Origin of the sequence: Candidatus Nitronereus thalassa, assembly GCF_032191465.1 — a bacterium.
In the GTDB taxonomy this organism is placed as follows: domain Bacteria; phylum Nitrospirota; class Nitrospiria; order Nitrospirales; family UBA8639; genus Nitronereus; species Nitronereus thalassa.
The window spans coordinates 677,986-698,673 of sequence record NZ_JAQOUE010000001.1; the positions used below are offsets into that span (position 1 = coordinate 677,986).

At 48.9% G+C, this 20,688-nt stretch carries 20 protein-coding genes and 1 pseudogene; 14 read left to right on the forward strand and 7 right to left on the reverse strand.

Annotated elements, in window-relative coordinates; genetic code table 11:
* The first annotated feature begins 75 nt into the window (after window positions 1-75).
* Entirely contained in the window at window positions 76-1,629 is a 1,554-nt protein-coding gene (locus PPG34_RS03175; RefSeq protein ID WP_313831689.1) for an AmpG family muropeptide MFS transporter, read from the forward strand.
* Window positions 1,630-2,159: 530 nt separating this feature from the next.
* Here PPG34_RS03175 and PPG34_RS03180 read toward each other — a convergent pair.
* Both PPG34_RS03180 and def read right to left on the reverse strand, forming a co-directional pair.
* A complete protein-coding gene (locus PPG34_RS03180; RefSeq protein WP_313831690.1) occupies window positions 2,160-2,960 on the reverse strand; it encodes a fumarylacetoacetate hydrolase family protein in 801 nt (266 codons plus the stop codon).
* Window positions 2,961-2,989: 29 nt separating this feature from the next.
* A complete protein-coding gene (gene def / locus PPG34_RS03185) occupies window positions 2,990-3,526 on the reverse strand; it encodes a peptide deformylase (RefSeq protein ID WP_313831691.1) in 537 nt (178 codons plus the stop codon).
* Between the two features lie 195 nt (window positions 3,527-3,721).
* Between def and PPG34_RS03190 the strand changes: the two genes are divergently transcribed.
* The 6 genes from PPG34_RS03190 to PPG34_RS03215 all read left to right on the forward strand — a co-directional run bounded on the left by PPG34_RS03190 (window position 3,722) and on the right by PPG34_RS03215 (window position 9,092).
* On the forward strand, window positions 3,722-4,012 hold the full coding sequence (locus PPG34_RS03190; RefSeq protein ID WP_313831692.1) for a DUF3303 domain-containing protein: 291 nt from the start codon (window positions 3,722-3,724) through the stop codon (window positions 4,010-4,012).
* 193 nt (window positions 4,013-4,205) lie between these two features.
* Window positions 4,206-5,702, forward strand: a complete 1,497-nt coding sequence (gene trpE, locus PPG34_RS03195) for an anthranilate synthase component I (RefSeq protein ID WP_313831693.1) — start codon at window positions 4,206-4,208, stop codon at window positions 5,700-5,702.
* Window positions 5,703-5,801: 99 nt separating this feature from the next.
* A complete protein-coding gene (locus PPG34_RS03200) occupies window positions 5,802-6,395 on the forward strand; it encodes an anthranilate synthase component II (RefSeq protein WP_313831694.1) in 594 nt (197 codons plus the stop codon).
* A gap of 151 nt (window positions 6,396-6,546) precedes the next feature.
* A complete protein-coding gene (gene trpD, locus PPG34_RS03205; RefSeq protein WP_313831695.1) occupies window positions 6,547-7,566 on the forward strand; it encodes an anthranilate phosphoribosyltransferase in 1,020 nt (339 codons plus the stop codon).
* Window positions 7,563-8,417, forward strand: coding sequence for an indole-3-glycerol phosphate synthase TrpC (gene trpC / locus PPG34_RS03210; RefSeq protein ID WP_313831696.1), 855 nt, complete (start codon window positions 7,563-7,565; stop codon window positions 8,415-8,417). Before trpD ends, trpC begins: the two co-directional genes overlap by 4 nt.
* Window positions 8,418-8,456: 39 nt before the next feature.
* On the forward strand, window positions 8,457-9,092 hold the full coding sequence (locus PPG34_RS03215) for a phosphoribosylanthranilate isomerase (RefSeq protein WP_313831697.1): 636 nt from the start codon (window positions 8,457-8,459) through the stop codon (window positions 9,090-9,092).
* A 330-nt stretch (window positions 9,093-9,422) separates the two neighbouring features.
* Here the strand turns inward: PPG34_RS03215 and PPG34_RS03220 are convergent, their stop codons facing one another.
* Entirely contained in the window at window positions 9,423-10,463 is a 1,041-nt protein-coding gene (locus tag PPG34_RS03220) for an acyltransferase family protein (RefSeq protein WP_313831698.1), read from the reverse strand.
* 316 nt (window positions 10,464-10,779) lie between these two features.
* Here PPG34_RS03220 and trpF point away from each other — a divergent pair.
* From trpF to PPG34_RS03255, 7 genes and pseudogenes are all read left to right on the forward strand, one after another.
* Window positions 10,780-10,911, forward strand: a pseudogene (trpF, locus tag PPG34_RS03225) (phosphoribosylanthranilate isomerase); the annotation flags it as partial.
* Window positions 10,912-10,999: 88 nt separating this feature from the next.
* Entirely contained in the window at window positions 11,000-12,193 is a 1,194-nt protein-coding gene (trpB, locus tag PPG34_RS03230) for a tryptophan synthase subunit beta (protein ID WP_313831699.1), read from the forward strand.
* Between the two features lie 2 nt (window positions 12,194-12,195).
* Complete coding sequence (gene trpA / locus PPG34_RS03235; protein ID WP_313831700.1) at window positions 12,196-13,020, forward strand: tryptophan synthase subunit alpha; 825 nt, start codon at window positions 12,196-12,198, stop codon at window positions 13,018-13,020.
* 130 nt (window positions 13,021-13,150) lie between these two features.
* Window positions 13,151-14,056, forward strand: coding sequence for an N-acetylmuramoyl-L-alanine amidase (locus tag PPG34_RS03240; RefSeq protein WP_313831701.1), 906 nt, complete (start codon window positions 13,151-13,153; stop codon window positions 14,054-14,056).
* A gap of 68 nt (window positions 14,057-14,124) precedes the next feature.
* Window positions 14,125-15,564: an Rqc2 family fibronectin-binding protein gene (locus tag PPG34_RS03245; RefSeq protein ID WP_313831702.1), complete on the forward strand. Its 1,440-nt coding sequence runs from the start codon at window positions 14,125-14,127 to the stop codon at window positions 15,562-15,564.
* Between the two features lie 125 nt (window positions 15,565-15,689).
* Window positions 15,690-16,682 carry a zinc-dependent alcohol dehydrogenase family protein gene (locus tag PPG34_RS03250; protein WP_420888079.1) on the forward strand — a complete coding sequence of 331 codons (993 nt, stop codon included), beginning with the start codon at window positions 15,690-15,692 and terminating at the stop codon, window positions 16,680-16,682.
* A gap of 38 nt (window positions 16,683-16,720) precedes the next feature.
* A complete protein-coding gene (locus tag PPG34_RS03255) occupies window positions 16,721-17,533 on the forward strand; it encodes an SDR family NAD(P)-dependent oxidoreductase (protein ID WP_313831704.1) in 813 nt (270 codons plus the stop codon).
* Between the two features lie 137 nt (window positions 17,534-17,670).
* Here PPG34_RS03255 and PPG34_RS03260 read toward each other — a convergent pair whose 3' ends face one another.
* The 4 genes from PPG34_RS03260 to mobB form a co-directional block, all read right to left on the reverse strand.
* Window positions 17,671-18,462, reverse strand: coding sequence for an ABC transporter permease (locus PPG34_RS03260; protein ID WP_313831705.1), 792 nt, complete (start codon window positions 18,460-18,462; stop codon window positions 17,671-17,673).
* Window positions 18,463-18,710: 248 nt separating this feature from the next.
* Complete coding sequence (locus tag PPG34_RS03265) at window positions 18,711-19,439, reverse strand: ABC transporter ATP-binding protein (protein WP_313831706.1); 729 nt, start codon at window positions 19,437-19,439, stop codon at window positions 18,711-18,713.
* Window positions 19,440-19,453: 14 nt separating this feature from the next.
* Complete coding sequence (locus tag PPG34_RS03270; protein ID WP_313831707.1) at window positions 19,454-20,155, reverse strand: cytochrome c3 family protein; 702 nt, start codon at window positions 20,153-20,155, stop codon at window positions 19,454-19,456.
* A 3-nt stretch (window positions 20,156-20,158) separates the two neighbouring features.
* On the reverse strand, window positions 20,159-20,662 hold the full coding sequence (gene mobB, locus PPG34_RS03275; protein WP_313831708.1) for a molybdopterin-guanine dinucleotide biosynthesis protein B: 504 nt from the start codon (window positions 20,660-20,662) through the stop codon (window positions 20,159-20,161).
* Window positions 20,663-20,688 lie beyond the last annotated feature (26 nt).

Sequence of the window (20,688 nt, forward strand, 5' to 3'; positions counted from 1 at the left end):
CTATCATAATCCCTGCTTCCTCTGTATGTTCACCTAGCCAGAGTCTGCGCCCTCAGTTATTCTATAGAACAATTCATGGATACGGCTTCCAAACAACGCTGGCAGGAATCTTTTCAGGCCTTTCTTCACCCCCGGGTCATCACCATGTTGTTTCTTGGCTTCTCAGCCGGGATTCCCATTTTACTGATTTTTTCCTCGCTCTCTCTGTGGTTACGTGAAGCAGGAGTCGAACGTTCGGCGGTCACGTTTTTTAGTTGGGCCGCATTGGGCTACTCCTTTAAGTTTGTCTGGGCGCCATTAGTTGACCAATTGCCCCTTCCCTTCCTGACACAAAAATTCGGTCGGCGACGGGGATGGATGTTGCTCGCGCAATGTTCCATTATTGCGGCTATCACAGGCATGGCCCTCATAGATCCCTCCAATGGTCCATCCAGCCTCACCTACATGGCGATTGCAGCCGTACTGCTCGGGTTTTCTTCCGCAACACAAGACATTGTGATCGATGCCTATAGAATTGAGTCCGCAGAAATTTCACTCCAAGCCATGATGTCTTCCACATATATCGCAGGCTATCGTATCGGAATGTTGGTAGCTGGAGCCGGCGCATTGTTCCTCGCCAGCGCCTTTGGTTCGACAAAGGATACCTATGATTACCAAGCCTGGCAGGGAGCATATTTTATCATGGCTTTGGCTATGCTCGTGGGAGTGTTCACCACACTGGCGATTCAAGAACCAATTTCTAATCGAACAGCCATCGTCTCACGATCAACGAGGGAGCATTTCGGATTTTTGTTTATGTTCGCGGTCGCTGCCACCGGCTTTATCCTGACCTTTTATCATACGGCTGAAGTGGCAACCTCGATGACAAAAACGCTTTCCGCACGATTCGACTCATTCCCGGTAGGTGGATTTTTGGTAGAAACATTTCGACTCGGACTAGGGATCGGCATAGCCTGGCTGGCGGCCACACTGGTCATTTGGTCTGGAATTGTGAGCCAAAACATGATGCAGGAAACCTACATCGCCCCAGCCCAAGATTTTTTAAAGCGCTATGGCCTGAGCACGGCCCTGTTACTTTTGGTATTGGTCGGGGTGTATCGCATCTCCGACATCGTGCTTGGCGTGATTGCCAATGTGTTCTACCAGGACATGGGATTCACAAAAGTGGAGATTGCGAGCGTGGTCAAAACATTTGGCTTGTTTATGACCATTGCGGGAGGGTTCTTGGGAGGAATTCTTTCGGTGAGGTATGGGGTGATCCGCATCCTCTTCCTGGGTGCGGTCCTATCTGCTGCCACCAATTTACTGTTTATGGTGTTGGCATCGATGGGACACAATCTGGAAATGCTGTACCTGGTGATTTCGGTGGATAATCTTTCAGCGGGTCTGGCGAGTGCCGCGTTTGTGGCATTCCTTTCCAGCCTCACGAATATTCAATTCACCGCGATGCAGTATGCTATTTTCAGTTCCCTGATGACGTTATTTCCGAAAATTTTAGGAGGATACTCAGGAACGATCGTGGACGGCATCGGCTATTCAAATTTTTTCATTCTCACTGCGTTACTAGGACTTCCTGTGTTGTATTTGGTATGGCAGGCTGGAGGGTTGCTCAAAAATCATCAGCCATGACGGGTTTACTGGCAATTCGTCTACACATAGATTTCTCACCCGAACACCCGCAGGTGGTTGTCAGACATAACATTCTCCTGCCCAACGACTTCCCAGTCTTGATTGGAATAAGTGATAAATAAATCGTCCGACATTTCTGAGAAAATTGGGACAAGCCAACCCTGTTCGGTGCGAACTGAATTGTTGGCTAAAGACAGAACCTTACTCGGATCGTCTCTTCGGCGAATTTTCACGTACTCTCCTCCCTTTGAGAGTAAAGAAATTCTACAACTGCGAAAATGAAACCGTATCACGGAAGGGGAATTTTTTAAATCCAAGAATTCTCCCCATGAGATTTAGGCCCCTTTATCTCAAATTCGGTTCGGCCACGATGTGACAGAGGTCACGTAATTTTGTCTATCTCGCGCGATATTCAGAGAATTTCTGACTTTACGGGGAGAAAAACACGACACCCCTGAAATTGAAACTTCATTTTAGTCATCTCACCTCAAGACCACTTGATGCTTTAGTAAAAGCCATCAGGAGAAATCCTATTTTTCTTCTTGGACAGGATTTCGAAGAACACCAATATCTTCAATTTCAATTTCGACCTCATCTCCGGCCTTCAGGAAAATTGGAGGATTCCTGGCAAAACCAACACCTTGAGGTGTGCCAGTCAAAATGACCGTCCCCGGCAAAAGGGTAGTCCCCTCGCTCAAAAAACTGATGAGGGTAGGAACATCAAAAATCATGTCAGACGTAGAAGAATCCTGCATCACCACTCCGTTGATTGTGGTACAAATCCTCAACTTATTGGGATTGGGAATATCCTCTGGAGTCACGAGACACGGCCCGAGGGGACAGAATGTGTCAAAAGACTTTCCCCGACACCATTGTTTTGCACCACCCTCCTTTTGCCAGCGACGCGCACTGACATCGTTGGCACAGGTATATCCGAGAACATAATCCAGCGCTTCATTCTTTGAGACATTTTTTGCCGGCTTTTTGATGACCACTGCCAATTCACATTCGTAATCTACCTGGCCCGGCGCAATTTTTGGAATATCAATGGGCGCACCCGGATGGTTAAGAGCATTCACGGCTTTAATAAATAATACTGGATTCTCCGGAAGCTTGGCTCCTGTTTCTTCGGCATGCTGACGGTAATTCAAACCAATGCATAAAATATTTTTTGGTTCGACCGGAGCAAGCAATTGGCTCACGACCATACGACGATTGGTCACCTCAAAGTCATGAAAAATATCCCCCTCGAGAAGATGGGCTGTTTGGTCATCAACATACTCCCCATAGTGAACCACACCGTCAGAATCTTGAAAGCGAATGATTTTCATTGAATGTCTTTCAATCCCTCAGCACTATTTTACTTTTTCCAATACAGTTCATATTCTCGCAGATGGGTCAGCGTTTTCAGATCCAGCAATCGATCCAAAAATACATAACCATGTAAATGATCAATTTCATGTTGAAGAACCCGTGCAAAAAACCCTCGGGCTTCCAAAGTTACTGGTTGGCCTTTCCTGTTTAGTCCCTCCACCTTCACAGACAACCAGCGAGATACTCGACCACGAAGGTCTGGCACACTGAGGCATCCCTCCCACTGTTCATCAGTACGGTCATCATGCTCAACAATTTTGGGATTTACTACCACCGTTAATGGGACAGGCACTTGATTGGGATAGCGCGGGTTATCCGGCAAGACCTCAACGGCAATAATTTGCTGGGACACATGCACTTGTGGCGCGGCAATGCCAACGCCATGGGCATCCCGCATCGTCTCGACCAATTGGTCAATGAATTGCTGAACTGCCGACGATGCTAATTGATCAGGAGAAACCGTTACAGAATTTTCACGAATCGTTGGATGTCCCAGCCGGGCGATTTTCAGCAAGGAGGTCATCGGCTCTTGCAACTCATAAGGTTAGGGTTGGGACAAAAGGTATATATTACCATGTCTCCATGATTTTTAAATCCCCTCCCACTCAGAATATTTGCATTACTCAACTCCCACTTTTGATTTTTAAAAAACTTGATGGTACAACCCCAAACATCCATAAATATCCTTTGTTACATAGTTTTTCTGAGGAGCATTGTCATGAAGTTTCTTGTGACCTACTCTATTCATCCCGACAAACGGCACCAGGCTTTGCAAGCCTTCTCTCGGATGACACAAGCCGATGACTTAGCAGATATCGGCAAGCAAATCACCGTCATCGGGCGATGGCATATCGTAGATGGGGGAAGCGGTTTGGCCATTGTTGAGACCTCTGATGCCCAAGCCCTCGCCCGGTGGGCACTGAACTGGAATCACATAATGGATCTGGAAATGAAACCGGTCATTGATGACCAGGAAGCCCGTTCCATCGGTATCCAGAAATTTAAATAGTGGGAGTGGCTACCTTCCCTATTTCGCCGAACACTTTCCTCTTCAGTCATTTCCAGATGTCCCCTCCAAATTTTTTTCCGCCTAAAAGTTAATGAACGCACTCCCCCTTTTACCAAAGGGGAGCTCCTGTATCATGGCCGAAAACCCATTGATTTTATTGACTTGTTTTGAACCCACATGATACCGTGCAACCATGAAAAAACCTTGTTATTCAGTGGGTTTTGACGATTTCTGCCAACTCGCCACTCAGGGAAATTTGGTCCCGGTGTATCGAGAAATTTTGGCAGACTTGGAAACCCCAGTCAGCGCCTTTTCTAAAATCAATACTGGGGATACGGCTTTTCTGTTTGAAAGCATAGAAGGCGGCGAAAACTGGGCGCGATATTCTTTTTTGGGTAGCAGTGTCACCCAGGTCATTTGGGAGGAGAAGGGAAAGCTCATGACCCAAAAGGGTCGGAAGATTCAATCTCAACCATTTGGAACCAATCCCCTGCAACATGTTCAGGAAATGCTGAAAGAATTTCAACCGGTCTCCGTTCCTGGGTTACCTCGGTTTGTCGGCGGGGCCGTGGGGTACCTGGGGTATGACGTGGTTCGCTACTTCGAGCCCATTCCCTCGCGCCCCAAGGATTCGGAATATCTGCCGTTGATGGCTTTTATGCTCACGGACACGTTGCTTGTTTTTGACAACGTCGCCCATACCATCAAAGTCGTTGCGAATGCCCCCATTGCCTCACATGCCAAGTCGGCCCTAAAAAAAACCTATTCCGACGCAACGGCCAAGATTGAAAAAATCATTGCCAAACTAAGAAAACCTCTATCACGGTGCTCGCCGACTCACCGCTCACAGCCGGTTAAATTTACATCCAACATGACTCAGCCGACCTTTGAAAAAATGGTGCGTCGCACAAAGGAATACATCCAAGCCGGGGATATCGTCCAAGCCGTGGTGTCGCAACGGTGGAAGACTAAAATTCGGACCACCCCATTGGAGATTTACCGCGCCCTTCGGGTGATTAATCCCTCTCCGTACATGTTCTATCTACGCATCGCCGGAGTGGAATTGGTCGGATCCTCCCCTGAAATCTTGGTACGGTGTGAAGAAGACCAGATTGTGGTTCGCCCCATTGCCGGCACCCGCAAGCGCGGAGCCACTTCCTCGCAAGACCAGGCACTCGCCGAAGAACTCCTCGCCGACGAAAAGGAACGGGCTGAACATGTGATGCTCGTGGATCTAGGAAGAAATGACGTCGGGCGTGTCGCGAAATATCAAACCGTGACGCTTGATCCATTTATGACAGTCGAGCGATATTCCCATGTGATGCATATTGTCTCGCAAGTCACAGGCACTCTTCTACCCGACCATACGGCCTATGACGTGATGGAGGCGTGTTTTCCTGCGGGAACTGTTTCCGGCGCGCCGAAAATCCGTGCCATGCAAATCATTGAAGAATTGGAACCGACGAAACGTGGACCATACGCCGGAGCAGTCGGCTATTTCAGCTTTTCAGGCAACATGGATACCTGTATTAATATTCGCACGATCGTCATCAAGGGTAACCAGGCCTTTGTCCAAGCCGGTGCCGGAATCGTGGCCGACTCCGACCCAACAACCGAATATGAAGAGACGTGTAATAAAGCACGCGCGATGATGCGTGGAATCGAAATGGCCGAACAGGGGTTGGAATAGTTTTCGCGCTACCTAATGAGTGATGGATAAAACATTTCAAAAGCATTTCTCTCTTATTGACGCGTTGCGCTTCACCCTTCACGCTTCACGGTAATAATTATGTTACTCATGATCGACAATTATGACTCCTTCACCTACAACCTGGTCCAGTACTTTGGGGAATTGGGCGCAGACATTCACGTATACAGGAATGATAAGATCTCAATTGAAGAAATTGAGCGTTTAAATCCTGAACGCATCGTCATTTCTCCCGGCCCATGTACCCCAAAAGAAGCCGGAGTCTCGATCAAAGTCATCAAGCATTTTGCTGGGCAACTCCCATTGCTCGGCGTATGCCTCGGTCATCAATCCCTTGCCTACGCCTTTGGTGGAGAAATCATTCGGGCTGAACGACTGATGCACGGCAAAACCTCGATGGTCAATCACGATGGGCAAACTATTTTTGACGGCCTGCCAAATCCATTTGAAGCCACACGCTATCACTCATTAATCGTCAATCGCGACACGCTACCCGGTGACTTTGAAATTTCCGCAATGACAGATGAAGGTGAAATCATGGGACTCCGCCATTTACCCACGGGTGCCGAAGGCGTTCAATTTCACCCAGAATCAATTCTCACCAAAGCAGGAATGGATCTTCTGAGAAACTTTCTTGAACTCGACAATTTTAACGGCGAGCCCATGGCGGCCTAAAGACTTGGAAGCACGAAACTCGAATATCGAAATTCGAAACAAACATTTATTTCAAAATTCGAATACACTAAACCATTCTTTTTGTTTTGGTCATTAGAATTTGTTTAGGATTTTGAAATTCGGATTTCGAATTTATGAAGAGAACTTCTAAATGATCAAAGACGCCCTTCAAAAACTGGCCGACGGCAGCAATCTCACGGAAAAAGAAGCCCAAGAAGGCATGCTTCAAATCATGCAGGGTACGGCTTCGGAAGCCCAGATTGCTGCCTATCTTATGGGCCTGCGTATCAAAGGCGAAACCGTCGAGGAAATTACGGGGTCCGTCAAAGCCATGCGGGAGATGGCGATCCGCATTCATGTGTCGGCTCCGCTAGTGGTGGATACCTGCGGAACCGGAGGGGATCGCGCCAACACCTTCAACATTTCTACGGCAGCGGCTTTCCTCGTGGCTGGAGGTGGCATGACGGTCGCCAAACATGGCAATCGCTCAGTGTCCTCCAAGTCTGGCAGTGCTGACGTGCTGTCGGCTTTGGGTGTAAAAATTGATCTGTCCCCCGAACGTGTAGAAGCTTGTGTGAATGAAGTCGGGATCGGATTTTTATTTGCCCCTCTCTATCATGGAGCGATGAAACATTGCGCCAAGCCACGAGCCGACATGGGCATTCGAACCCTCATGAATATTTTAGGCCCCTTGTCCAATCCAGCCGGAGCCACGATTCAGGTGCTGGGCGTCTTTGATCAAGCACTCACCGAAAAACTGGCGCAGGTGTTAATTCGATTAGGCACGCAACATTGCTTCGTGCTTCATGGAAAAGATGGCTTGGATGAAATCACACTGACCGACTTCACCTACGTATCCGAAGGGAAAGCGGGACGCGTCTCGAGCTATCACATTTCTCCCAAGGATTTTGGACTAGAAAAAGTGAGCCCCAAGGAATTAACAGGCGGCACCCCAGAACAGAATGCCCGGTTGATTGAAGATATTTTCAGGGGCCGACGAAACGCCAAACGGGAAATCGTCTTAGTGAATGCCGCTCCTGCTTTTGTCGCAAGCGGCAAGGCCAAAACGTTGAAGGAGGGGTACGACCGCGCCGCAGAAGTGATTGACAGTGGCGCCGCACAGGAAAAACTGGAAAAACTCGTCGCGTTTACCAATCAGGGCACCGCATGATTCTCGATCGAATCCTCGAACATAAAAAGGCCGAATTGCGTCGTAAAAACAGTCGCGGCTACCTGACGAGCCTGAAGAGTAAAATTGCCGACCGTCCGGGTCCGATAGGGTTTATCAATGCCTTAGAACAAGCCTATACCCCCGATTCCCCAGCCCTCATCGCCGAAGTCAAAAAAGCATCTCCAAGCCAGGGTCTCATGCGTCCGGAGTTTAAACATCGATTTGACCCCGTAAAAATCGCCAAAATTTACAAAGATCATGGAGCAGCAGCAGTCTCGGTCCTCACCGACCAAGAATTTTTCCAGGGATGCTTGGATTACTTGTCTCAAGTAAAGGATGAAGTGGGATTACCCGCGTTGAACAAAGAGTTCATGATTGAAGACGTCCAGTTCTATGAAGCCCGTGCCTATGGCGCCGATGCCATCCTGCTCATTGTCGCGGCCCTCGACCGATGGCAACTCGAAGACTTTTACGCAACGGCACAAGGATTACACTTGGATGTGCTCATCGAAACCCACAATGAACGCGAACTCGATACCGTGCTAGAACGGATTCCGAATGCTCCCCTCATTGGGATCAACAATCGGGATCTAAAAACGTTTACCACGGACTTAGGTATCACCGCTAAACTGGCTGCACGCATGCCCAAGGATAAAGTCATTGTCAGTGAAAGCGGCATCCATAAGCGAGAAGATGTACTCCAGATCCTAGAAGCCGGTGCAAAAGTCATGCTCGTGGGAGAATCACTCGTCCGCGCAGATGATATCGGAGCCAAAATTCAAAGCCTCTTGGCCCCTCCAAAAAGCGACGAAGAAAAGGAGGAAGCCGCCCAAGGCACTCGCTGGATATAAGAATATTCCTGTTCGGCGAAATCCTCCACTCCACTCAACATGAATAGCGTTAAAATTAAAATCTGCGGTATTACCAATCCGATTGATGCCCATCAAGCAGTGGATGCCGGCGCGGATGCCTTGGGCTTTGTCTTCTACAAAAATAGTCCACGGTGCGTAAGTGCGAACGTGGTGAAATCCATCATTGCCAATCTCCCACCCTTTGTATTGCCGGTCGGAGTCTTTGTGAATGAAGACGCAGCAACTGTTCGAACCATCATGGATGATTGCGGCCTGGCATTCGCTCAAATCCACGGAGATGAAACCGCCGATTTTTGCGAAGGCTTGGGACGGCCAGTCCTCCGGGGGATTCGCCTTCGTGACCAAAACACTCTCATGGCCATGGCTGAGTATAAGGGCCGTGCCCGAGTGCGAGCCTTTGTCCTGGACGCCTTTTCGGATACTGCATATGGAGGAACAGGAAAGACCGCAGATTGGACGTTGGCTAAGGAAGCCGCCCAATCCTTTTCGTTTCTCCTCGCCGGCGGGTTAACCCCTGACAATGTCCAAGAGGCCATTCAACAGGTTCAGCCCTACGGAATCGATGTGAGCAGCGGCGTGGAGGCCTCACCAGGCAAGAAAGATCCCGCCAAAGTCCAGGAGTTTATTCAAGCAGCGAAGCTTAATTCCAATTAGGGATATTGAACTATTCTCCCCCGGTATTACTTCTTCCCCCAACAAATCATCTATCCTTCCCCCACTAGAATCGAACAAGAACCATAGCCATGGTTTTTGCGCAGGAAGACATATGCCAGAGAAACGGTTTCCTATTGTGAAGTTCAATACAGTCCAGGAATGTGGGAAAAAAAGAAAGCGAAGGGCCCTTTTTTCTTGATGAGACAATACAAGACCTAAACCATAAGACACTACTCTCATCCAGTAATTGAGTTTAAGTGAATTCACTTTTTTGTTATCAATGAAATACTCCCGGCCCCTTTCTTCTACTTTTTTCTTCCTAGCGATTGGTTAGATTAATACCTTTTTCAAACGATCATATTTAGCCGCAATGAGTGTGACCCCACTCGAGAACAAGAAAACCAGGCCCACGTACACTATCTCCCATGCCGGACTCGATAATTGTTTATCGATATGCATAAGTAAGTCAATGAAAACAAAATGAATACCATATATGCCAAGTGTATACTTCCCAATACTTGAAGCACTTGTAATTTTCAAAAATGGATGACCGGACAATGCCATCCAGGACGCCCCTAAACCAACAAGAACGGTGCCTACAACATAATCATGTGAAGCTGGAGACACCCCGTAGGTAGAATACAAATAATATATTTCGCAAAAATGGATGCCATAGCCAAGGGCCAAAATCATCAAACCATAAGCAAAATATTTTTGCGAATAATTTATGTAAGACAAAACATATCCAAGAACAAAAAATATTGTGCTAAAAAATGGACCATTTCTTGTGTTGAAATCGATGTGAATACCAAGGGGTGTTTCCGAATAAGACTTGGCCAGCAGCCCAAAAATATACAGCGCAACCGAAACAATGATGAGGGGAAGCAGCGGGTTTGCTTTCCAATAACGAAGAAACAATGTGACAATTATTACAGAGTTGGCAAGGCTGACCAAAAACCATAGGTGCCCCTTGGAACCCTCAAAAACCAACCTCACGGGATCGGATATAATGTTTTCCAAATTCCAATAGACCATCTTAACAGGTCCAGCCACCCCATATTCAAAAACTGAAAATAAATCGTATGGCAGAATGTAGACCATACAGAAAAATAGCCATATCAATCCAAGCCGCTTGAGGATTTTTTCTGCCACTGGCAGCACTGAGTCTCTGACACTTGTTTTTTTTGCGAAAAAAAATCCGGAAATTATAAAGAAAAAGGGAACTGCAAAACGAGATCCTTGATTGATAGCAACACAAAAATAGTCGTAGGCATTTTTTAGCTCGTCGCCTTTAAATCGCGTGGTGTGAATGACAATCACCCCGAGTATGGCGAGAAACCGAAACGCATCGATACTTTGAATCCTACGCATCCTCTATACTTTTCCTGTAATAGTTAAGTCTATTGGTCGGTGTAGCTGTACACCATGTTGCAGCAAATTCACCCTAGAACAAGTAAGGTTTTTCACTAATCCATCCTGTTTCCATCAGCTAGGAACATCTTCCCACCATGGAAAAGGACAAACACTGCAAACCTGGCCGGTTTCGCAAAAGGAGTGGGGGAGTCTAGCGGCCTTGCCAGTCCAATGCAAATTTGAAATAAGGGGTCAGGAGTCATTTATGCACCACCCAAAATGTGAAAAATGACGTTCGTCCTCCTTTGAGAAATGCGACTCCTTTCCTTAATAGGCCATCCAACAGGTTCAGCCCTACGGAATCGATGTGAGCAGCGGCGTGGAGGCCTCACCAGGCAAAAAAGATCCTGAAAAAATCCAGGCCTTATCTCAAGCCGCGAAACTTGTTTCCACCGCCACCCAATAGTTATACTCCACTTCTTTCGAAAACGCCGTCATGCCAAATATTTTCGCCGGGATCAGAATTCAGTCTAACCGTTTTTCTATAGAGCCCCATGCCATCCATTCCTGACAAACGCGGTCGATTCGGCAAGTATGGGGGACAATACGTCCCCGAGACTCTCATGCCAGCCATGTTGGAACTTGAGGAAGTCTATGCGCGCGTACGCCGTGATCGGGCTTTTCAAAAAGAACTTCAAGATATTTTAAAACAATACGTCGGACGTCCGACTCCCCTATATTTGGCCAAACAGCTCACCAAAACTCTTGGCGGCGCCAAGGTGTACCTCAAACGCGAAGATCTCTGCCACACCGGCGCGCATAAAATCAACAACGCCGTTGGGCAAATGCTCATGACCAAGTACATGAAAAAGAAACGGATCATTGCCGAAACCGGCGCCGGGCAACATGGGGTCGCCGTGGCCACCGTCGCCGCCAAGCTTGGGCTCGAAGCGGAAATTTACATGGGCACGGAAGACATGGAACGCCAAGCATTGAATGTCTTTCGTATGCGGCTGCTCGGTGCAAAAGTCACCGGGGTCGACGCCGGGAGCCGGACCTTAAAAGATGCCATCAGTGAAGCTATGCGTGATTGGACCACGAATGTTCGCACGACCCATTACTTATTGGGTTCAGTGTTAGGGGCCCACCCCTACCCGATGATGATTCGTGATTTTCAATCCGTCATCGGACGCGAAGCTCGAAAACAAATTCTCGCGGCAGAAGGACGTCTTCCTCACTGCCTCGTCGCCTGCGTCGGGGGAGGTAGTAATAGTATCGGCCTGTTTTATCCTTTTGTGAATGACAAAAAAGTAGAAATGGTCGGGGTCGAAGCTGCTGGACGTGGAGTGGCCAGTGGCAAACATGCGGCTCGTTTTTCAGGGGGAAGCCCAGGGGTATTACACGGCACCATGACCTATCTCCTGCAAGACCCGGACGGACAAGTGAAACTCACCCATTCCGTGTCGGCCGGTCTCGACTATGCAGCGGTTGGACCCGAACATAGCATGCACCATGACTCTGGGCGCATTCGGTACACCTCTGCCACTGACCAAGAAGCCCTTGAAGCCTTTGATTTGTTGTCTCGCGAAGAAGGCATCATTCCAGCCTTGGAAAGTGCCCATGCCGTAGCCGAAGTGATCAAACTCGCACCGACCATGAAGAAAAACCAAATCCTCATCATGAACCTCTCCGGGCGTGGCGACAAAGACGTGAACCAAATTGCCCGCATGCGCGGCATCCCCTTATAACCATGCTTGCTACCGCTAACCGAATATCCGCAACCTTTGAACAGCTCGCGGCCAAGGGAGAAAAAGCCCTGATTCCCTATATCATGGCCGGGGACCCTTCATTAGCGGATACTGAATCGCTCGTGCTGGCTTTGGAAAAGGCCGGGGCGGATCTGATTGAATTGGGAGTTCCCTTCTCCGATCCGATTGCCGATGGTCCGGTGATTCAAAAAGCCGCGGAACGTGCATTGCTATCCGGCACGTCACTCCGCCGTATTCTAGCTATGGTGAAGACCTTACGGACCAAGACGCAAATTCCGCTAATTCTCATGACCTACTACAACACGATCATGGCCATAGGGGAAGAAACATTTTGCCAGGAAGCCGTCGCCGCCGGAGTCGATGGCGTCATCGTTCCCGACATGCCCCCTGAAGAGGCCGACAATTTGCACAAGGCCGCCCAAGCCCACGGGCCTTGCCTCATTTATCTTTTGGCACCCACGAGCACATCCAATCGCAAAACGGAAGTCATCCGCCGAACGCAGGGGTTTATCTATTATGTGTCGATCACCGGCATCACGGGCGCAAAGCTTGAAGGCTTTGCAGACATTGAAAAAAATGTGCGGGCCCTGCAAAAGAAAGCCAAAAAACCCATTGCCGTGGGGTTTGGCATTGCCACCCCGGATGATGCCCGACGTATGGCGGCCTTCGCTGACGGGGTGATCGTCGGAAGCGCCCTAGTCAAAAAAATTGCCGAGTTTCAACAAAGCCCTGAACTCATCCAGGAAGTTTCCCGATTTACCGAGCAACTTAAATCGGCGATTCGACCAAACGATCGTGCAGCCTGATACTGGCATCATCCTGTTCACTTCTCCATTCCTTTCATATCTTGACATTCCCTTGATGGGGAGTTAGTTCTTCACGTCCAGGCCGAAGTATCGAAGCTGGCGATTCTATCTAAGGGAGAGGAGAACCAACATGCCTACACGAAAGACAACACCATCAAAAAAGAAAAAAGTCTCCTCCTCTCAGCGACAAAGAAAATCCACCTCGCCGAAGAAAGCCGCGCCTTTTACCATCCAGAATCATTGTCTGATTGGCCCAAAGGTCAGGCAAAAAGAGACACCCAATAAAAGTGGAGAAATCACGCCAAAATATTTGGTGTTTCACTATACCGCCGGGCGGAGCGCACAGAGCTCCGTCAATTGGCTCACCAACCCCGCATCAAAAGCCTCGGCTCATTTAGTACTTGGACGAGACGGAAGCATCACCCAACTCGCGCCCTTTAATGTCAAAACCTGGCATGCGGGAGTCAGCAATTGGGATGGGGTGAAATTTCTGAACCAATGCTCCATTGGCATTGAAATGGACAATGCCGGTCCACTTCAACAGGTGGGAACCACCTTCAAGGCTTGGTTTGGAAAGGAATATCCTACCTCACAAGCCCTGCATGCCAAACACAAGCTTAATGAAGAACCGTGCTGGTGGCACACCTATACCGAGGCGCAAATTGATGCCGCGCTGGAGTTGGCTCGTTTGCTCACGTCGACGTATGGGTTAAAAGAAATTGTGGGGCATGAAGATATTGCCCCTGAACGAAAACGTGATCCGGGTCCGGCCTTTCCCCTGGCCCACATCCAATCCGCCGGGATGGGACGGAACACCGAAGCCGAAGAAGAACATGATGAATGCTACCGCGTCACGGCCAGCGCCTTAAATATTCGAAAAGGTCCTGGCCGAGATTTCGAAGCCGTCTCCGCCCCTCTGCCCTTGGGAACGATGGTGACATTGTTGGAGAAACGCGACCGATGGTACAAAGTTGAAACCAACGATGAACAGGACATTGAAGGGTGGGTCTTCAACAAATTCCTTGAAGCGGTCTAACACATCTCGTCTTCCTGTTGCGGCAGCATTTATTACCGCCGCCGCTCCTCATAAAAGGTTACTGCCCCTTGGCCATTTCCCTTGAACACCTTTCACAAGTTCTCTCTGAACTCAAGCCAGCCTTGATCAAGGGAAAAATTCAAAAGATCTCGCAACCGTTGCCCGAATCAATCTCTTTTGAAATCCGACGACCTGGCCAGACCGTCACCCTCTATATTTCGACACATCCACAAACCGCACGCATTCATGCCCTAACCCAACGGCTGCCTAATCCAACCACACCACCTCAATTTTGCCAGTATTTACGAAGCCATATTCTTGGCGCTCAGATTGAACACGTCGTACAAGTCCCGGATGATCGAGTGGTGTGGTTTGAACTGTCAGTCAAACACGTCACACAGTATCTGGTCATCGCGTTAACGGGACGCTCGGCAAATCTTTTTCTCGTGAATCACAAACACGAAGTCGTCCGATCATTAAAACCCGACAGCCAGAGCGCACAAAGAATACAGAACTATTTCAATACCGGGCAGAAACAAAACCGAGAAGATCCGGATACTGATTCCCCCTCCGAAGCATCATCACGGTCTTTCCCCATCTCGGCAATGCTCGAACAGACCTTTCATGATCTCGAACAAAACCAAGCACAACGGCAACTTCAAGAGCAACAACTTGCAGCCTTGCGCAAAGCCATGAAAAAGGCACAACGACGAGTGAATTCCCTCACACAGGATCTTGAGAAAGCACAGCGTTACTGCGAATATGGGAGGTATGGAGAACTGCTCAAGGGTCAACTTGGGCAGATCAAAAGAGGACAATCCCACGTTACCCTCATCGACTATTATGACGAGCATCTCCCAGAACTCACACTTCCCCTTGATCCCACGAAAGACCCAACATGGAATCTCAATGACTATTTTCGCAAATACCGAAAGTTCACAGGAGCCCAACGCAAAGTTCTCCCGCGCCTAGAACAAGCCCAGGCTGAACTCGCGAAACTGACCGAAGATTTTCAAGCAGCCGAACGTGGTGAAATGAAACCGCCGGAATTTCCAAAACCCAAGCCGCCCACATCTCCCCGGGCATCAAAAACTCAAAAAACCGCGTTGCCCTACCGGCGCTATATTTCGGAAGATGGATTTTCCATTTTGGTTGGGAAAAGCGCCAAAGACAATGATGCCGTGACCTTCAAAGTATCTAAGCAAGATGATATGTGGCTGCATGCCCGAGGAACACCGGGGTCGCACGTAATCATCGAACTAGAAAAGAAAAAACAGGTCCCGCCAGAAACCTTGAAAGATGCCGCGACACTGGCCCTGTTTTATAGCGATTTAAGAAAAAGCGGAAAAGGCGAGGTCATCTACACGTTGAGAAATAATGTCCGAAAACCCAAAGGCGCAAAACCAGGTTCAGTCACCGTCACGCAAGAGAAAACTACTTGGGTCTATGTCGATGAAGCCCGTCTGAAGCGTTTAAAGGATTCAGTTCCTTCTATGATAACAGACTGACAAATCTGCCAAGATGTCAATACTAATTCTGAATCCTATTAGCGACATGGCACTCCATTAATTGGTGTCGATCCCTAATTATTCCACACAACTAACGCAAACAAGGAAAAGCAAAAATGAACAACATGAAAGCAATGCTTATTCATGCCTATGGCGAAGACGCCGTATTTGAACCGGCAGAAGTTGAAAAACCTGAAGTGAAAGCCGGTCATGTTTTAATTAAGATCGCGGCATCAAGCGTCAACACGGTTGATACCATGATTCGCAAAATGGGGAAGGAGTTACCATTAGCCCCCGAGACACCGGCCATTTTAGGAATGGACGTTGCCGGCACGATTGAGGCAGTCGGCAATGGTGTGAAAGATTTTTCCATTGGGGATGAAGTGTATGGCTGTGCAGGTGGGTTAGCAGACTTACCCGGCACATTGGCTGAATACCTGGTGGCGGACAGCACCTTGATCGCCCAGAAGCCAAAGAATTTGTCGATGCCAGAAGCCGCGGCATTGCCGCTGGTTGCGATTACCGCCTACGAAGGCTTGACTCGTGCGGGCATCAAGCAAGGCCAAAAAGTTCTGGTGCATGGTGGCTCTGGTGGCGTTGGTCATGTCGCGTTACAACTGGCAACACATTTTGGTGCCAACGTGTATTCTACTGGCGGGGGTGAAAAACAAATAGCATTAATCGAACGGCTCGGGGGGATGGCCATCAATTATAAAACCGAAACGGTTGAGCAGTACGTGGCCAAACATACAGGTGGAACAGGATTTGATGTGGTGTTTGATTCTGTTGGCGGTGCAAACATGGCAAACTCCTTTAAGGCGGCTACACTCAATGGCCAAATTGCTTCGACAGTGGCCTTATGTGAGCTGGATTTATCTGTGGCTCACTTTAAGGGATTGTCGCTGCACGTCGTGTTCATGCTGATTCCCATGCTTCATAACGTGAAACGAGAAGAGCATGGGGAGATTTTGCGCAACGTCACTCGGATTGTTGAGTCTGGCGGATTGACACCTGTGCTTGATGAAAGCCGCTTTTCGCTTGACCAAGTTGGACAAGCGCACGCTCGACTGGAGAGTGGACAAGCGATAGGCAAAGTGGTACTGGCGGATTGGGCCTAGCCCGTTCACGAAACGAACCTCAGAAGAGGGTCCCACCTATGCAAAAAATCATTCTTGTAACCGGTTCGACAGATGGCATCGGGTTGGAAACGGCCAAGATGCTGGTCTCGCTGGGTCACTATGTGCTGCTACACGGGCGCAGCGCAGCAAAGCTGGAGGACGTGGAACGAACGCTCTCCGCGTTACCGGATGGCGGTCGTGTTGAACGCTACGTCGCTGATCTGTCGCGCATGGCCGACGTCGAGGCACTTGCAAAGGCAGTGGCGGACAAGCACGCGAAACTTGACGTGCTGATCAATAATGCAGGCGTCTATACAACACCGGATCCTGTCACGCAGGACAGGCTTGATATACGGTTCGCGGTCAATACGATTGCTCCCTATTTGCTGACGCAACGGCTGTTGCCGTTGCTCGGGAAGGCTGGACGGGTAATCAATGTGTCCTCCGCAGCTCAGTCTCCAGTCAATCCGAAATCGCTAGCCGGACAAGTCAGCTTGTCCGACGGCGCGGCGTATGCGCAAAGCAAACTCGCGATTACCATGTGGTCTCGCACTATGGCGCTTTCACTCAAGGATAACGGACCGACGATCATCGCAGTGAATCCCGGATCAATGCTCGGCAGCAAGATGGTGAAAGATGCCTTCGGTGTGGCTGGCGGCGATATCGGCATCGGCGGTGAAATGCTTACGCGCGCGGCACTGTCAAAGGAATTTGAAACGGCTTCAGGGAAGTATTTCGACAACGATTCAGCGCAGTTTGCCTCGCCCCACCCCGATGCACTCGATCCACAAAAGTCCGAAGAGGTTGTCCACGCTATCGAGACGATTTTGGAAAAAGTCACAGCGCAATGAGGGGCAGGTTTCTAATGGGGAATAAAAGAGGGGGAACTGAGGGTCAAGTCTTGCATAAACACATTTATAGTGTTTCAAACTTAAAGGCTACTGTATCCCCAAGAACCAAATCTTTAAATATCAAGAGAAACAGAAACCTATTCCCCTACCCTCACCAACATGCCACGCTCTTTACACACGGAAAATGTGTATTGATAAATGGTAATGATGATCAGGAGATAGAGCGCGTTGAGGCCTGTGGCCCAGCCGAGGTGTTCCCAAGGAACACTTTGATTGAGCAACACCCCCCGCATGCCTTCAAATACATGAGCGGCGGGGTTGGCCAAGGCGACAGGTTGCAGCCAGGTGGGCAACACGGACACTGGATAAAAGACGCAGGATATCGGCTGAAAGAGAAACACCAATCCCCATGCCAGCACTTCGGCTTGCTGGCCAAATCGCATAATCACCGACATCGTCAGAATGCCTATGATCCAGCCTGCGGCAATTAAATTTAACACAAAGGGAATCAGTGTCAGCCCCATGATGAATACGTTGTAGGAATAAAAGAAGAGTGCGGAAAAGGCCATAATGATTGAGACGGCCGCGACTTTGAAGACACTCATCGCCATGGTGGCGGTCAAAAACTCTCCGGCGGTCAGGGGACTCGCAAAGAGGTTCATGAGATTACGAGACCAGATTTCCTCGAGGAACGAAATGGTGACGCCCTGCTGAGCTCGAAATAATATATCCCAAAAAATCAGCGCGCCGAGAAAAAAGGTCACCGCGCCATGCATGCTGTTTCCTTCCTGCGCCAGATACACGGTAATGAATCCCCACACGACTAAGTCCAACAAGGGCCAATAAAAGATCTCCAATAACCGAGGAAAGCTTCTTCGGTAGAGATACATGTGTCTGGCGATGAGGGCGGAGATGCGTCCAATATTCATGGCAGTCTTAATAACTTAGGTTGTGCAAAGAGATACGATGAATAAATCCTAAACTCGAATATCGAAATTCGAAACAAATTAGAATGTTCAAATGGACGAGAATAAAATAAAAATACCCCTGTTTATATAAGTCGGTATACTCTGTTTGGAGCATTCGGGTTTTGGATTTCGGATTTGTTTCGGATTTCGATATTCACATTTCGAGTTTATGGCACGTTCAACCCCTCCGATCCATTCAACATATTCCCTTATCGATCCCGAGCGATTTTCAGAAACACTTGTTCCAGATCATCTTCTCCATACTGGGTGACGACCTCTTGAGCCGTGCCTTGCGCCACGATTTTTCCGCGTTGGAGAAATATAATGCGGTCGGACATTTCTTCCATTTCTCGCATGTTGTGGGAGGTATACAACATGCTCAATCCAGAGGTATCCCGATATTCTTTTAAAAAAGCCTTGATCTTATGGGCAATGTCCGGATCGAGGCTCGCCGTGGGTTCATCCAAAAATAATATTTTCGGTTCAGTCATGACGGCTTTGGCTAACGTGAGCCGAGACATTTGCCCGGAGGACAGCTTCCGAGTGAGCTTGTGTCGAATATCTTCCATTTCAAGTTTTTTCACGACATCATCGATTCGACGGCTAATATCGGGCAAGCCGTATAACTTCCCTGTGACGCGAAGGTTTTCTTCCACGCTTAACGCATAGGGCATGGAAATGTACGTGCTAGAAAAATTGACCTGTCGCAGAATGGTTTCCCGATGTTGCATCAGATCTAAGCCAAACATCTGAATAGACCCTGCCGTTGGCGTGACGACTCCCAACAACATCTGAAACGTCGTGGTTTTTCCTGCGCCATTTGGTCCCAGCAGGCCGACGGTCTCCCCTGGCTGGATCTCAAATGAGACCTGATCCACCGCGGTAAAATCGCCAAACCGTTTGGTCAATTGTTGAACTTGGACAATAGGAGAAGACATAGGCGAACGTGGAGTTAAAACAGAAAGTCCCCAATTTTATCGGGCAGATGACAAGTTTCGCATTCCTTACTCAGCACCTTCCCGGCATGCGTGGATTGCCCATCATGACACCGCGCACAATCGGCCAGGGCTGATTTCCAGAGCACGGAACCCTCTGGATGATCGGGATAATGCGGTTGTAAGTCAACCTCGATATGTCCACGAGGAATGACAATAGGATACCCTTTTACCGGTTTTCCATGGACCACACGACTATGACAGGTCGTACACCCTTCTCCCTGGCCACGGTCCTGAAAGGCTTCCATATGTTTCCGGTGACTCATGACTAACCCCACCTCTTTGACAGGTGACGGCAAATCCCGAGGAGGCTTCTCAGACACTCGGAGGATGGCACGATGACAGGAAAGGCACACGTCTGAATCCACATGGGCTTGGAGATTATGGGGTTCGGTGGGGGTTCCAAAGAATGTGATCGCCACATCGCCTAGCCCCGCCAGCACCTTGTCCTCAATAAATCCATGAAGCCCTGGCCGAACGTGACAATCCACGCAGGTCACATCTTTATGTGAAGAGGTTTTCCAACTTTCCACGGAAGGGCGGATGGTATGACAGGAGCCACAAAATTCAGGATGATTGGTGAGGGGAATGGCAGCGGTCCCAGCGACGGCCAAGACGCCTATAGCCACCACCAGGAAAGTCACGGTCCTTCGATTCATCAGTTATGTTGACGATGGTTTTGGATAGTTTCGTATAATCAGTTGAGCGATTCCTTCGATATCATCACGATCAAAACATGGGACCGGTGCCTCGATGGGCTTCATGGAGACAATGGCGAGCAACCCATCCAACGAGGTATTCAATTCATTCAGTGCTTCACGAACGACGGCGATCTTGGGATAGCCTTCGGACTTCCATCCCTCGGCAATAATCAGATCGATCTGGGAATCTAAAAATCGATCCCGAACCTCCTCCACTTTCATTTCCTCCGACACATCCGCAAACATGGCCATACTACCCTTGGAAAGGACGACCACGGCACTGGCCCCGGCTTGCTTGTGGCGCCAACTATCTTTTCCCTCGGTATCTAATTCAAACCCATGCCCGGCATGCTTGACCGTCGCGACGCGATAGCCTTCACGAACCAAAGCCGGAATCACTCGTTCGATGAGGGTGGTTTTTCCACTATTCGAGCGGCCCGCAAAACTCAAAATCGATGGCGCCATATAACAACACTTTTCTGGAACAGATC